The 12,744-nt window shown below is 70.5% G+C and carries 16 protein-coding genes; all 16 read left to right on the plus strand.

Annotation, left to right across the window (positions count from 1 at the left end):
• The first annotated feature begins 61 nt into the window (after nt 1–61).
• A complete protein-coding gene (locus tag CO540_RS13220; RefSeq protein ID WP_099162270.1) occupies nt 62–649 on the plus strand; it encodes a hypothetical protein in 588 nt (195 codons plus the stop codon).
• Nucleotides 649–882 carry a hypothetical protein gene (locus tag CO540_RS13225; protein ID WP_099162271.1) on the plus strand — a complete coding sequence of 78 codons (234 nt, stop codon included), beginning with the start codon at nt 649–651 and terminating at the stop codon, nt 880–882. Before CO540_RS13220 ends, CO540_RS13225 begins: the two co-directional genes overlap by 1 nt.
• Nucleotides 879–1,385 (plus strand): hypothetical protein, encoded by a 507-nt coding sequence (locus CO540_RS13230; RefSeq protein ID WP_157779111.1) that lies wholly within the window; start codon nt 879–881, stop codon nt 1,383–1,385. The genes CO540_RS13225 and CO540_RS13230 overlap by 4 nt, the downstream gene beginning before the upstream one ends.
• Nucleotides 1,382–1,948 (plus strand): RNA polymerase sigma factor, encoded by a 567-nt coding sequence (locus CO540_RS13235; RefSeq protein ID WP_099162273.1) that lies wholly within the window; start codon nt 1,382–1,384, stop codon nt 1,946–1,948. The genes CO540_RS13230 and CO540_RS13235 overlap by 4 nt, the downstream gene beginning before the upstream one ends.
• Nucleotides 1,945–2,088, plus strand: coding sequence for a hypothetical protein (locus CO540_RS30365; protein WP_172967843.1), 144 nt, complete (start codon nt 1,945–1,947; stop codon nt 2,086–2,088). The genes CO540_RS13235 and CO540_RS30365 overlap by 4 nt, the downstream gene beginning before the upstream one ends.
• Nucleotides 2,085–2,978: an ATP-binding protein gene (locus CO540_RS13240; protein WP_253866650.1), complete on the plus strand. Its 894-nt coding sequence runs from the start codon at nt 2,085–2,087 to the stop codon at nt 2,976–2,978. Before CO540_RS30365 ends, CO540_RS13240 begins: the two co-directional genes overlap by 4 nt.
• Before the next feature lie 445 nt (nt 2,979–3,423).
• Nucleotides 3,424–3,879, plus strand: coding sequence for a single-stranded DNA-binding protein (locus tag CO540_RS13250; RefSeq protein WP_256386047.1), 456 nt, complete (start codon nt 3,424–3,426; stop codon nt 3,877–3,879).
• Nucleotides 3,880–3,971: 92 nt separating this feature from the next.
• Nucleotides 3,972–4,256, plus strand: a complete 285-nt coding sequence (locus CO540_RS13255) for a hypothetical protein (protein WP_099162275.1) — start codon at nt 3,972–3,974, stop codon at nt 4,254–4,256.
• Nucleotides 4,253–5,998 carry a hypothetical protein gene (locus CO540_RS13260; protein ID WP_099162276.1) on the plus strand — a complete coding sequence of 582 codons (1,746 nt, stop codon included), beginning with the start codon at nt 4,253–4,255 and terminating at the stop codon, nt 5,996–5,998. The genes CO540_RS13255 and CO540_RS13260 overlap by 4 nt, the downstream gene beginning before the upstream one ends.
• Before the next feature lie 559 nt (nt 5,999–6,557).
• The gene (locus CO540_RS13265; RefSeq protein ID WP_099162277.1) at nt 6,558–7,175 is read left to right on the plus strand and encodes a RusA family crossover junction endodeoxyribonuclease; all 618 of its coding nucleotides are present in this window, start codon (nt 6,558–6,560) and stop codon (nt 7,173–7,175) included.
• A 374-nt stretch (nt 7,176–7,549) separates the two neighbouring features.
• Nucleotides 7,550–7,825, plus strand: a complete 276-nt coding sequence (locus CO540_RS13270; RefSeq protein WP_157779112.1) for a hypothetical protein — start codon at nt 7,550–7,552, stop codon at nt 7,823–7,825.
• A 105-nt stretch (nt 7,826–7,930) separates the two neighbouring features.
• Nucleotides 7,931–8,968 carry a tyrosine-type recombinase/integrase gene (locus CO540_RS13275; protein ID WP_099162279.1) on the plus strand — a complete coding sequence of 346 codons (1,038 nt, stop codon included), beginning with the start codon at nt 7,931–7,933 and terminating at the stop codon, nt 8,966–8,968.
• Nucleotides 8,969–8,979: 11 nt separating this feature from the next.
• Nucleotides 8,980–9,174 carry a hypothetical protein gene (locus CO540_RS13280; protein ID WP_157779113.1) on the plus strand — a complete coding sequence of 65 codons (195 nt, stop codon included), beginning with the start codon at nt 8,980–8,982 and terminating at the stop codon, nt 9,172–9,174.
• Nucleotides 9,175–9,276: 102 nt separating this feature from the next.
• Nucleotides 9,277–10,161: a hypothetical protein gene (locus CO540_RS13285; RefSeq protein ID WP_099162281.1), complete on the plus strand. Its 885-nt coding sequence runs from the start codon at nt 9,277–9,279 to the stop codon at nt 10,159–10,161.
• 643 nt (nt 10,162–10,804) lie between these two features.
• Nucleotides 10,805–11,236 (plus strand): hypothetical protein, encoded by a 432-nt coding sequence (locus CO540_RS13295; protein ID WP_253866651.1) that lies wholly within the window; start codon nt 10,805–10,807, stop codon nt 11,234–11,236.
• Between the two features lie 58 nt (nt 11,237–11,294).
• Nucleotides 11,295–12,743 carry a terminase large subunit gene (locus tag CO540_RS13300; RefSeq protein WP_099162283.1) on the plus strand — a complete coding sequence of 483 codons (1,449 nt, stop codon included), beginning with the start codon at nt 11,295–11,297 and terminating at the stop codon, nt 12,741–12,743.
• Nucleotide 12,744: the final 1 nt, after the last annotated feature.

Here is a 12,744-nt window from a genome sequence, read left to right on the forward strand (position 1 = left end):
TCCTCTTCCTCGCCGCCCTCGCCTTCGCCTGGCTGACCCTCTTCTCCGGGAGCAACTGACCATGACCATCGACGCCTACACCGACACGAAGACCATCGTTGAGCGGACCGCCCAGGCCGTCGCGCTCCGCCACATCCGCAAGCTCACCTCATTCGACGGCGTCGACATCGGAGACGAGCTGTACGACCAGGCCGAGACCGCCTTCCGGACCGACATCAGCAAGGCGCTCGAAGCGAGCGACCGAACGCCGGAGGTGCAGGACGTCCGCGAGCGGCTGGAGCGGATCGTCAAGGACTTCGAGGCGGGCCTCGCCGAGTTGGAGCGGCTGCGCGCCGCCAACGCCGAGCTGACCGCCGACGCCGCCCGCGCCGACCGCCTCGACCAGGAACTCTCCACCCTCCGCGACGACAACGCCGACCTCCACCGCCGGCTCCGCGCCGCCAACGCCGAGATCGCCAGCCACGGCAAGGCCGTCACCCACTGGGCCGCCGAGGTCGAGCGGCTGAAGGCCGAGCTGGCCACCGAGCGCGCCAAGACGATGCGCGTCGCCATGGTCAAGTGCTGGACCAACGAGGACGGCAAGCGGTTCGTGTTCGTCGCGGACCTCCAGGAGGCCATGGGCCTGCCGACCGAGGCGGAGGTGGCCTGATGCCCACCGACATCCTCGCCGCCACCATCCTCCCCACCGCCATCTGCCTCAGCCTCGCCTGGGCGCTGCGCGGACAGGGCGGATCCCGGACCGCCGGCATGACCCGCCCCGACGCCCCCTACATGAACCCGCTCACCGCCCGGGAGCGGGCCGCGATCCGGAAGTACGCCCTGCTCGACCTGAAGGGCCGCACCCCGTACGTGAACACCGTCAACAGCGAGGTGACGTCGTGACCACGTCCACCCTCGCCCGACCCGGACGACGCCCCGGCGCCCTCATGCCCGTCAACCTCGACCCCCGCCCCTGCGTCGTCAACCCACCCCAGTGGTGGGACGTCGGCAACGACGGCAACGCCGCCGCCATGTGGCTGTGCCGCAAGCGCTGCCCCATGAGCAGCTCCTGCACCCCCGAGTCCGGCGTCATCCGACAGGGCATCGCCTGGGGCGGCGGCCAGTACGCCAAGACCCCCACCGAGCTGAAGGTCTGCCCCGACTGCAAGCACCCCAAGGTGCGGCACAGCAACCGCGGCGCCACCACCTGCAAGTGCGACGACAGCGGACGCACCCGCGAAGAGGTCATCCGGGCGTGGATGGGCGCCGGCGGGGACACCCGACCGATCGCGCAGATCGCTCCCGAGATCGGCATGAGCTACCACGCCCTGCGCGACGCGCTGCGCCGCGCCCGCAAGGCGGGGGACCGCCGTGTCCCCCTGCTCAAGCAGGAGGCGGCGGCATGACCCCCCAGGAGCTGGTCCTCGCCGCCCAAGCCGGCAACCACGACGCCTTCGTCGAGCTGTGGCGGCTCTACCGCGACGACGTCATGCGCTGCGTCTACCGGCGCACCACTGACCGGTGGCTCACCGAGGACATCACCAGCGAAGTGTTCCTTCGGGCCTGGCGGCGCCTGCCCGACTTCACCTGGCGGGACAAGGGCTTCGGCGGCTGGCTCATCACCATCGCCGGGAACCTCGTGGCCGACCACTACAAGTCGGCACACCGCCGCCACTCGGCGTACTTCCCGATCGACAACGACGACGACTGGCCGGTGCCGTCCACCGACCGGTGGGACGACCCGCACGAGGCCTTTCAGCACGCCAGACTCGCCGCAGCCCTCGACCGGGCCCTCGCGAAGCTGACGCCTGAGCAGCGAACGGTCGTGGCGCTGCGCTTCGGCGCCGGGCTGCCCCACGTGGAGGCCGGTGCCCTGATGGGTCGCAACGCCGACTCCGCCAAGCAGCTCCAGTACCGGGCCGTGCGGGCGCTGAAAACCGACCCAGACCTCGCGGCGGTGGCGGCATGAACACCTGCGTCACCTGCGACCTGCCCGAAGACCGCTGGCCGGCAAGCGACCCGCTCTACCTCGAGGGCGGCAGCCAGTGCCCCGACTGCACCCGGCACGACCTCAACGACGAAGCCACCCGCAAGCACAGCGAGAAGTGAGAGACACCGTGGACTTCACCTTCGCCCCCGCCACCAAGGCCCAGGCCAAGGCCCGCATCGCCTTCGCCGGCCCCTCCGGCAGCGGCAAGACCTACACCAGCCTCGTCACCGCCGCCTCCCTCGGCGGACGCACCGCCGTCATCGACACCGAACGCGGCAGCGCCGCCAAGTACGCCGACGAGTTCACCTTCGACACCCTCCAGATGCACACCTACGACCCGCGGCAGCTCGTCAAGGCCCTCGCCGCCGCCGGCGCCGCCGGATACGACGTCGTCATCGTCGACAGCCTCTCCCACTTCTGGATGGGCACCGGCGGCATGCTCGAGCAGGTCGACCAGGCCGCCAAGCGCTCCGGCGGCGGCAACACCTTCGCCGGGTGGAAAGAGGCCCGGCCGATGGAGCGGGCCATGGTCGACGCGCTGCTGGCCTACCCCGGCCACGTCATCGTCACCATGCGCACCAAGACCGAGTACGTGGTCGAGGAGAACGACCGCGGCCGGAAGATCCCCCGCAAGATCGGCACCAAGCCGGAGCAGCGCGACGGCATCGAGTACGAGTTCGACATCGTCGGTGACCTCGACCTCGAGAACACGCTGATCGTCGCGAAGTCCCGCTGCAAGCCGCTGGCCAAGGCGGTCATCCGGGAACCCAGCGACGAGTTCGGCAAGCAGGTGCTCGCCTGGCTCACCGACGGCGCCGACCCGGGCATGACCGTCACCGACGTCCGCGCGAAGGCCCTCGACCCGGCCACCACGTTCGACGAGCTGGGCCGGCTCTACCAGGACAACGCCCACCGGCACGGCGCCGCCGTCACCGACGAGAACGGCGAGACCACCACCCTCGGCGCGCTGCTGGCCCGCCTGGGAAACGCCCGGAAGGCCGCCGCCTGATGGAGAGGGGGCTCGAGGGCAACGCTCACCCGCGCTGCGGGGAGCCGCGCGCCAGGGACAGCCAAACGCTCTGCGAGCTGCCGCCCGACCACATGGTGGGCCGCCTTCCCGGTCCGCCTGTTCGGGAGCCCAACCACACCGGCCGGGACCGCGCCGGGCGGTGGCATTCGTGGAGCCCTCGCTGCCCTCGCTGCGCGAAGGCCCTCGAGGTCGAGCCCGCCGACGGGGTCACCAACCGCAGCGACCAGCACTGCCTGCACTGCGGCTACCGCGAAACCGTCCGCCCCACGCGGGCCGAGCGGATCACCAGCGGCGAGGTCCGGGCTCTGGCCCGCGCCGCCCGGCGGCTCCTGCTCTGCCCCTCCTGCAAGAACCGGCGGCACCGCAACTGCCACGCCTCCGGCTGTGAGTGCCCCTGCAAGCCACGAACCCAGAAAGGCCAACTGTGACCGACACCGTCATCACCGTCATCGGCAACATGACCGACGACCCCGAGCTGAAGTTCCTGCCCTCCGGCGTCGCACTCGCCAAGTTCCGGATCGCCTCCACCCCGCGCGTCAAGGACCGCGACACCGGTGAGTGGAAGGACGGCGAGGCCCTGTTCCTGTCCTGCACCGCGTTCCGGCAGATGGCCGAGAACATCGCCGAGTCGTTGCAGCGCGGCGCCCGCGTCGTCGTGCAGGGCCGGCTCAAGCAGCGGTCCTACGAGAAGGACGGCGAGAAGCGCACCGTCTACGAACTCGACGTCGAGGAGATCGGCCCGAGCCTGCGCTACGCCACCGCGAAGGTCCAGAAGATGGGCCGCTCCAGCCAGGGCCAGGCACCCACCCGCGGCGACGACCCGTGGGGATCCGCCGCCCCGGCCGCCCCCAGCAGCAGCTTCGACGACCCGCCGTTCTGATCCGGCCCGCCGGAGTCCCGCACCGGCACCCGTCGGTGCGGGGCCCCGACAGTCCGGCACCACCGCACATCAAGACGACCAGGGGGGACCACATGAGAACCACCTACACGGCAGACGAGGTCCACGCCCTGCTGTACGCCGCCTACATCCGCGGCCGGTACGACGCCGACATCAACGAACTGCGCGGCACCTGGGCCGAGCACGACGAGCCGCGCGCCACCCGCGAGCAGCGGGTCGCTCAGCGGCTTGCCGAGATGGACGACGCCGCCCGTGTCCGTGCCGCTCGAGAGGGTCGTCCGTACCGCCTCTACACCGGCGGCCCCGTCGACTGGGAGACCGGTCGCCCCATCTGCAACCACCTTCGGAGCGCCGCGTGACCACCGAACGCCACCACCTGACGGTCGTCGGGAAGCCCGAGACCGAAACCGCCCGGCGGGCCCGCGAGACCCACGAACGGCACCTCGCCAAGCTCGCCGACAAGGCAGAGAAGGCACGCAAGGCCGAGAACCGCCGCGCCGAAATCAAGGCCCAGGCCGACATCCAGGCCGCCAAGGACATCACCCGGGTCCTGCTCGACACCGACCCCGGATCCATCCGCGCCATCGCCGCCGCCATCGACAACGGCGCCATCCCCGACACCTACGTCCGCGCCGGCGTCGTGGTCGTCGTCGAAACCCCCTCCGGCGCCATCGCCACCGACGACGACCCCACCCAGACCATCACCATCGTCGACCAGTCCCGACTCGCCCGACTCCTCGCCGACCACACCTTCACCTACGAGCTGAAGCGCGAGAAGCTCGCCGACGGCGACAGCGAGATCATCGAAGTGGAAGCCACCCCGAAGGGACACGTCGCCGCTGCGGCACTGTCCTCGGCGTCCTGGCCGAAGCTCGCCCCGCTCAACGGCATCGTCACCACTCCCGTCTTCCGGCCGGGTGACGGCAGCCTCGTGCAGGAGGCCGGCTACGACCGAGCCACCGGCCTGATCTACGCGCCGAAACTGCCCCTGGCCGTAGTCCCCGATCGGCCCAGCCGGGAGGAACTGGCAGAGGCCCGCCGGTTCGTCCTCGACGAGCTGCTCGCCGACTTCCCGTGGGTCGGCCCCTCGAGGGCCAACTACCTCGGGATGCTCGTCGCCCCGCTGCTCCGCCCCTACCTCGGTGGCGTGCCAGTCCCGCTCGCCGCGGTCGACGCCACCTCACCGGCAACCGGCAAGAGCCTGCTCCCGACCATCATGAGCAAGGTCTACTCCGGCTACACCCGCCCCTGGGTCGGCGACGACGTCGAGCTGCGGAAGGTCATCACCTCCATCCTGGTCGACAAGGGCGGCGCCGTCGTCTGCCTCGACAACGTCGGCAAGGGCGAGACCGTCGACCAGCCCACCCTGGCCGCGCTGCTCACCGCCACCGTCTGGTCCGACCGGATCCTCGGCCTGTCCACCAGCGTCCGGGTGCCCAATGACCGGGTCTGGTTCGTCACCGGCAACAGCCTGTCCATCGGCGGCGACATCGCCTCCCGCACTGTCCTTATCCGGCTCGACGCGAAGATGCCCAACCCGGAGATGCGGCCCGCGTCGCAGTTCGTCCTCGGCGACCTCGAGGAGTGGCTGGGTGACCCGGTCAACCGGGCGAAGGTGCTGCACCACCTCCTCGTGCTGGTGCGCGGCTGGATCGTCGCCGGCGCCCAGCGCATCGAGACGCCGATGCGGACCTTCACCCCGTGGGCGTCAGCGACCGCCGGGTTCCTCGCCTGGCTGAACGAGCCCGGGTTCCTCAGCAACCGGGGCAGCCTGCACGAGGTCGACGAGGAGGAGGCCCAGTACGGGGCGTTCTACTCCCGCTGGCACGAGCTGTTCGGCGACGAGCAGCTCACCGCCAAGCAGCTCCACGACTCGACGACGCCCAGCATCGTCGAGGGCAAGGACTGGAAGGGCACGTTCCTGGTCCGCCGCAAGGACGGCCAGGTGCCGTCCGCGGTCGGCCTGGGCAAGATGCTGGCTTCTGAGCGGGGCCGCTACCGGGGCGGGTTCCGCCTCAACGGCTTCTACGACACGGACACGAAGGTCTGGTCGTACTCGGTGACGCCGATGGACGCCGGCGTGCCGGAGGGGGCGCAGTGAGCGCCCGGCAGGAGTTCCGGGGGATGGGGGAGACCTATCCCCCGGGATCTGAGACCTACCCCCCGTGCCAGCCGGGGGATAGAACCGGGCCCGATTCCTACCCCCCGGAAAGGTCAACTTCTGTTATTCCTGCTCAGGGGCATAAATCCATTGAAGTTACGGGTGATCCGGGTGATAGAACGCGGATTTCAACCCTGCGGGACGCGCGCAACGAAAAAACACACCCCTTGAGCGCCGCACATGACCCCATGTGTCCGCATTTGGATGTGGTGAATTTTCACGCGCACCACGAGAAGGGCCGAAACCTACCCCCGGATCACCCGGAACCCCCGGCCGATCGATGCATTTGCCGCCCTGACCAGCGAATCCACGAGGGAAGCGCGCCGAACCTATCCCCCGGCGAGCCCGGACCTATCCCCCGGGAGCCCGAGCCCATCGGTCCCCTCGCCGCCAAATACCTCCACCACCTCGCCGCGCAACAACCCGACCCAGACCTCGCCGCCCGACAACGCGAAGCCCTCAACCGCCTCCGCCGCACCCTCGCCCCGAAGGAGAAGCCATGACCCAGCCGATGCTCACCATCACCGCCTACGGGCTCCCCGCCCCCCAAGGCAGCAAGCGCCACATCGGCCGCGGCGTCATGGTCGAGTCGAGCAAGAACGTCAAGCCCTGGCGCGAAGCCGTCAAGACCGCCGCCCGCGACGTCATCGACGCCATGCCCCCCATGCACTGGGCGCCCCTCGACGAGCCGCTCGCCGTGTCGATGGTGTTCACCTTCGCCCGACCGAAGGGCCACTACCGCACCGGCCGCAACGCACACCTCCTGCGCGACGCGGCGCCGACCCGACCCGCCATCGCACCGGACCTGTCGAAGCTGATCCGCTCCACCGAGGACGCGCTCACCGACGCCGGCATCTGGCGCGACGACTCGCTGGTGGTCCGCTATGTCGACACCGGCAAGGCGTATCCGGCCGGGGACGAGATGGCCCTCACCTCACCGGGCGTCGTCATCCGCGTCTGGCTGCTGGAGCACCTCGTCACCCAGCCGTCCGCCGACCGCTTCGTGACCTCGGCGTGCAGCAGCGACGACTGCCGCTCCTGCGACCTCGGCAACATCCACCACCCCTGTACGCACGGCTGCCACAAGCCGCTCGGCCAACCCGCCGAGGCCGCGTGATGGACGGCCCCTGGATCTGCCCCGACTGCGGCGACGGCCGCTGCGAAGACTGCCTCACCCCCCGCTGCGACCACGACTGCCAAGGCCTCAACGACATCGACCCCGAGCCGGCGGCGTCGTGATCCCGCAGACCGGCCCCGAAATCGCCGCCCGCATCCGACAAGCACCCGCCCGCGTCCGCCGACTGCTCATCGTCGCCGCCCGACGCCGCCGCACCCGCCCACTCATCGCCCGCAGGAGGCACTGACCACCTGACCTGATAGCTCCCATTAACTCATGAGATCAACAGGCAAGACGATCACCACCAGCACCCCGAACCTGAACGCCACTCACAACCCACCGGATAGATCCACTACACGACGTAGGAGAACGAGATGACCGTCGCCACCTCAGCCGAGCCGATGTGCTGCGGAGTCCCGATGGTGCACAACAGCTTCACCGAGCAGTACGAGTGCGCCGATGCGTACTTCGCGCTACTGGACGACGGCGTGCTGTCGGACTGCTCCCCGATCGGCGACGACTTCGCCGCCATGACCGAGTACCAACTCGACCGGTACGAGCACTGGCGCGTTAGCTGCACCGACGACCAGACCGCGCTGGCGTGGCTCCGGCCGGTCAGGGTCGTGGAGCTGGTCGGGGTGACCCGGTGACTGACCTCGTTCCCGTGCAGCGGCCGGGCGACCACCTCGCCCGGCTCGCCGCCGCCCCTGGTCCGCGATAACTCCCCATTCTCACGACGATAGGAAGGCCCCGACGTGACCGACCCTCACGTTTCGACCGACCTGGAACGGGTGGAAGTTCTACCCGCCACCCGCGACCACGACCTGTCCCAGGAGACCATCGACCGGATCGTCCGCTCGGTCCCCGAGTCCACCCGCCGCGTCTACGAAGGCGACCTCCGCCGCTACACCGGCTGGTGCGCGACCACCAACCGCACCCCGATCCCCGGCACCGCCCAGACCATGGCCGAGTACGCCCGGCACCTCGCCGACGCCGACAAGGCCGTCTCCACCATCCACCGCGCCCTGGCCGCCATCGCCTACGGCCACCGCATCGCCGGCCACGACGCCCCCGACCGCCGCTTCGCCCGGCAGGTCATCCGCGACCACGCCGGCCAGCTCGCCGACGCCGGCCGCAGCACCCGCAAGGCACCGCCCGTCACCGTCAACGCCCTGCGCGCCATGGTCGAAGTGCTCGACCCCACCACCCTCATCGGGCACCGGGACCGCGCCGTCATCGTCACCGGCTTCGCCCTCGGCGCCCGCCGCTCCGAGATCGCCGCGCTCGACATCGCCGACGTGACCGAGCACGCCGAGGGCGTTCAGGTCGTCATCCGCCGATCCAAGACCGACAAGCTGTCCGAGGGCCGTCGGGTTGCCCTGCCCTACGGCTCCCACCCGGCCACCTGCCCCGTCCGCACCCTCCAGGGATGGATCGGGACGCTCGCCGAGCAGGGCCACACCGACGGGCCGCTGTTCCTACGCGCCGACCGCCACGGGCACCTGGGCGGCACCACCGCGGGCCGCGGGTCCGCCGACGGCCGGATCACCGGCGAGACGGTGGCCACCATCGTGCGGCGCACCGCCAAGCGCGCCGGCCTCGACGCCGGGCAGGCGTTCACCGGGCACAGCCTGCGCCGCGGATTCGCCACCGCCGCGTACGGCGCCCCGGACGCCGACGTGCTGCGCATCGCCCGGCACGGCGGCTGGAAGGACGGCAGCGCCACGCTGCTCGGCTACATCGAGGAAGTCGACCGGTGGAAGCGCAACCCGCTGGTCGGCATCGGCCTGTGAAGGAGACCCCCATGGACGACATGCAGCGCTTCCGCGACATCAAGGCGAACGCCGACCCCGACGACCCGGTGACCAAGCTGCGTCTCTCGCTGATCGTGGCCTGCGACATCGCGCTCGCTGAGGCGATCCGGCTGGAGCGGCAGGGCAAGCCCGGCAAGGTGCGCGCCCTGGGCTTCATCGAGACCGCCGATCTGCTCGGCCTGTGAACGACGGTGGGCCGGTCGGGGTCGCCCACCCCGCCGGCCCACCGGAGCAACCACCCAAAGGCAGCCAGCTCAACCACCGGCAAGCCTACAAGGGGGGACCACATGCACCAGCACCTTTGCGTCGCCGAGCACTGCTACACACCCCGCCAGCACGGCCCCGCCTGCCCCGGCGGCGACTGCCGCGGCTGCCTGCCCCGACTCGCCGCCGACGGGCTGCGCCTGTGCGCGGTGGACGTGCGCAGGCTCGCCGAGGACGCCCGCACCGCCGCGATCCTCCACGAAGACCTGGCGCTCACCCTGATCCGGCGGGGGCGGGGCGGGGAGAGGGTCGCCGGGTCCAGCTCGGGGGCGCCGGTGCCGGACGACGAGGTGATGGAGGCGCGGACGGCGATCCGGGCGACGCTCGTCGGTCTGGCCCGGCTCATCGCCGGGGAGCGCGGTCACGCCCTGCCGGCCGATGACATCGCCGCCATCGGGGAGTTCGTGGCCCGCAACGACCGGTGGCTGGCCGCGCACGAGGCCGCTGACGAGCACGCCCGGGACCTGCGGGACATCGCGTCGGATCCGCGCACCCGCCGGCTGGCGTACCCGGCCGGGTCGGACCGGTTGTACATCGGGGACTGCCCGCTGGTGCTGCGCGACCTCGACGGGGTGGAGAGCGTGTGCGGGGAGCGGCTGTACGTGTACGGCGCGCACCACCTGGTGCACTGCGCCGGCTGCGACACGGAGGAGACGGTGGAGTGGTGGCAGAAGCAGCTCGTCGGGGAGGTGGCGGCCACCGTCAACGCGTACGACGCCGCGGCGCACCTGTCGCTGCGCTGGTCCCGGTCGGTCGATCCGAGCGTGATCCGGGTGTGGGCGAGCCGGGAGCGCGTGGGTCGGCACGGGCAGGACGCGAAGGGCCGGACGTTGTACGACCTCGACGAGCTGATCGCGCAGGCCACGTCGGCGTGGGGCGCACCGGAGAGTCGCAGCGTGGCAGCTTGACGCGGAGGTGAAACACCCTGATCCTTATGGTGGCTGAACCATCGCCACTCAATCGCAGACCGAAGCCCCGCCGAGCCCCCGATCGGCGGGGCTTCGTCATGTCCGGGGGTGAGCCGGATGCCAAGGCGCAGCACGGCAGCCCGAGGCTATGGACGCAAGCACGAGGATCTGCGGAAGCAGTGGAAGCCGAAGGTGGACGCGGGCCAGGTGGACTGCTGGCGGTGTGGTGACCCGATCCAGCCCGGCAGGCCGTGGGACCTGGGCCACGATGACGATGACCGCAGCCAGTACCGCGGGCCTGAGCACAGGACGTGCAACAGGCGAGCGGGTGGTGCGAACGGTGCGCAGGTGGCGAACGCGGGGCGTGGTCGAGGGGCGCGGACATCCCGGGAGTGGTGACATCGGGTCACCATTACTTAGAGTGACATGGGCGAGTGCATAACTATGCATTGGCAATGCATAGCGCGGGTCGGAATGTCCGGTTTGAAAAATTCGGCGGCAGGTCAGAGGACCACCGGGGCAGTCGCGAAAATCTCCCCCCGCCGGGACCCGTACCCCCCGTTGCATAACCATGCACTGCATACTCATGCATGACATTCCGTGACATACCGATGGTGACTACCTGTGAGGGGGTGTCCCGGTCATGCCCCCTCGCTCTCGCCGTCTCGCGGCGGTTCCCGCCGACCCGGACGCCACCCGGGAAAAAGCCCCCGACCTGCGCGACGCTGTCCGGTCGACGGTCGACGCTATGGACTGGCTCACCCCGACCGACGAGGCGCTGAAGACCCTCGCACTACGGCAGGCCGAGGAGATCGAGAAGGCCGTCGACCGGGCGCGTGAGCTGGAGGCGCTGCGCCGGGACCTGGCCGGCGACGAGTCGGCGTACAAGCGGCTGAAGGCCCTCGAAGCGATGTGCGAGGTCACCAAGACCGTCGGCTGGCTGGGCCCGCAGCTCCAGGGTGTCCTGCGGGATCTCGGCGGCACGCCGGCGGCGCGGGCGGCGATGAAGAAGGACAAGCCGGTGGGGGGTCGCCTTGCTCAGATCCGCGCCGCTGCTGGGCAGCACGACTCCTAGGATCTGGACGCCGCCGCTCGTGACCGGTCCGCCTGGGCCGTGTGGCTGCGGGTGTGCGTTGACCCCGGCGACGTCGCTGGGCTTCTCGGCTGCTGACTTCGCCGAGGAGGTGCTCGGGTTCCGGCTGATCCCCTGGCAGCGATGGTTGCTCATCCACGCCTTGGAGTTGGCCGCCGACGGCCGGTTCCGGTTCCGCACCGTCCTGGTGCTGGTGGGCCGGCAGAACGGTAAGACCACGATCGTCGAGGTCAAGAACCTCTGGAAGATGTTCGTGTTGCAGGTGCCGCTGGTCATCGGCACCGCGCAGAACCTGGATATCTCCGAGGAGTCGTGGGACAAGGCCGTCGAGATCGTCGAGTCGATTCCCGAGCTGGCCGCCGAGGTGGCCCGTGATGGCGGGATCGTGCGGGTCAACGGCAAGAAGTCGCTGAAGCTGGCGCACGGGTCGCGGTGGAAGGTCGCTGCGGCGTCGCGCAAGGGCGGCCGGGGCCTGTCCGGCGATGACGTCAACCTCGACGAGCTACGCGAGCACCACACGTGGGAGTCGTGGGCGGCGGTCACGAAGACGACGATGGCTCGCCGGAAGGCGCAGATCTGGGCGTTCTCCAACGCGGGTGACGACCGGAGCGTGGTCCTCAACGCCCTTCAGGAGAAGGGCCGGGCCACCGCGGAGGACCCGACGGCGGACGTGTCGATGGGCATCTTCGAGTGGTCGGCGCCCGATGACTGCCCGATCGACGATCCGCAGATGTGGGCCATGGCGAATCCGTCGCTGGGCTACCCGCAGGGCATCTCGCACGAGGCGCTGCGGGCGGCCCTGGAGACGGATCCGGAGCCGATTTTCCGCACCGAGTGCCTGTGCCAGCGGGTCCCGGACCTGGAGCCGTCGAAGATCCCGCTGACGGCGTGGGTGAAGTGCGCGGACCCGTCCTCGCGGATCGTCGGGCCGGTGGTGTTGGCGTGGGAGGTGTCGTGGCATCGGGACCGGGCGGCGATCGCTGCGGCGGGCCTGCGTGCTGACGGGCTGCCGCACGTCGAGCTGGTGGAGTACCGGGACGGCACGGACTGGGTTGCCGGGCGGCTCGGGGAGATCGTGGGCAGGCAGCCGGTGACGGCGGTGCTGGTGGACCCGTCGGGGCCTGGCGGGTCGCTGCTGTCGGATGTAACGGAGCGGCTGCCGGCGCATCTGGACCCGACGCCGCTGACGATGCGCGGTCTCGCGCACGCCTGCGGGCGGATCTACGACGCGGCGATGACGGGTCAGTTGCGGCAGTTGGGTGACGACCGGCTGCTGGAGATGTTGCGCAAGTCGTCGACCCGCCAGTTGGCGGACGCGTGGGCGTGGGATCGCAAGCATTCGGGCGGTGACATCTCCGGCCTGGTGGCGGTGACGGCCGCTCTGTACGGGCTGGGCGTGAACCAGCCCGTACCGGCGCCGGCCGCGCCGTTGAACGCGCCCGCGGAGGCGTTGTCGGAGACGAACGAACTGGCTGTGGCTGGCTTCTGAC

This window comes from Micromonospora sp. WMMA2032, assembly GCF_002688545.1.
GTDB classification, from domain to species: Bacteria; Actinomycetota; Actinomycetes; order Mycobacteriales; family Micromonosporaceae; genus Micromonospora; species Micromonospora sediminicola.

Coding starts and splice junctions, on each gene's coding strand:
- CO540_RS13225 (WP_099162271.1), top strand. CDS start 649: ATGCCCACCGACATCCTCGCCGCCACCATCCTCCCCACCGCCATCTGC.
- CO540_RS13220 (WP_099162270.1), top strand. CDS start 62: ATGACCATCGACGCCTACACCGACACGAAGACCATCGTTGAGCGGACC.
- CO540_RS13265 (WP_099162277.1), top strand. CDS start 6,558: ATGACCCAGCCGATGCTCACCATCACCGCCTACGGGCTCCCCGCCCCC.
- CO540_RS13255 (WP_099162275.1), top strand. CDS start 3,972: ATGAGAACCACCTACACGGCAGACGAGGTCCACGCCCTGCTGTACGCC.
- CO540_RS13285 (WP_099162281.1), top strand. CDS start 9,277: ATGCACCAGCACCTTTGCGTCGCCGAGCACTGCTACACACCCCGCCAG.
- CO540_RS30365 (WP_172967843.1), top strand. CDS start 1,945: ATGAACACCTGCGTCACCTGCGACCTGCCCGAAGACCGCTGGCCGGCA.
- CO540_RS13280 (WP_157779113.1), top strand. CDS start 8,980: ATGGACGACATGCAGCGCTTCCGCGACATCAAGGCGAACGCCGACCCC.
- CO540_RS13270 (WP_157779112.1), top strand. CDS start 7,550: ATGACCGTCGCCACCTCAGCCGAGCCGATGTGCTGCGGAGTCCCGATG.
- CO540_RS13295 (WP_253866651.1), top strand. CDS start 10,805: ATGCCCCCTCGCTCTCGCCGTCTCGCGGCGGTTCCCGCCGACCCGGAC.
- CO540_RS13235 (WP_099162273.1), top strand. CDS start 1,382: ATGACCCCCCAGGAGCTGGTCCTCGCCGCCCAAGCCGGCAACCACGAC.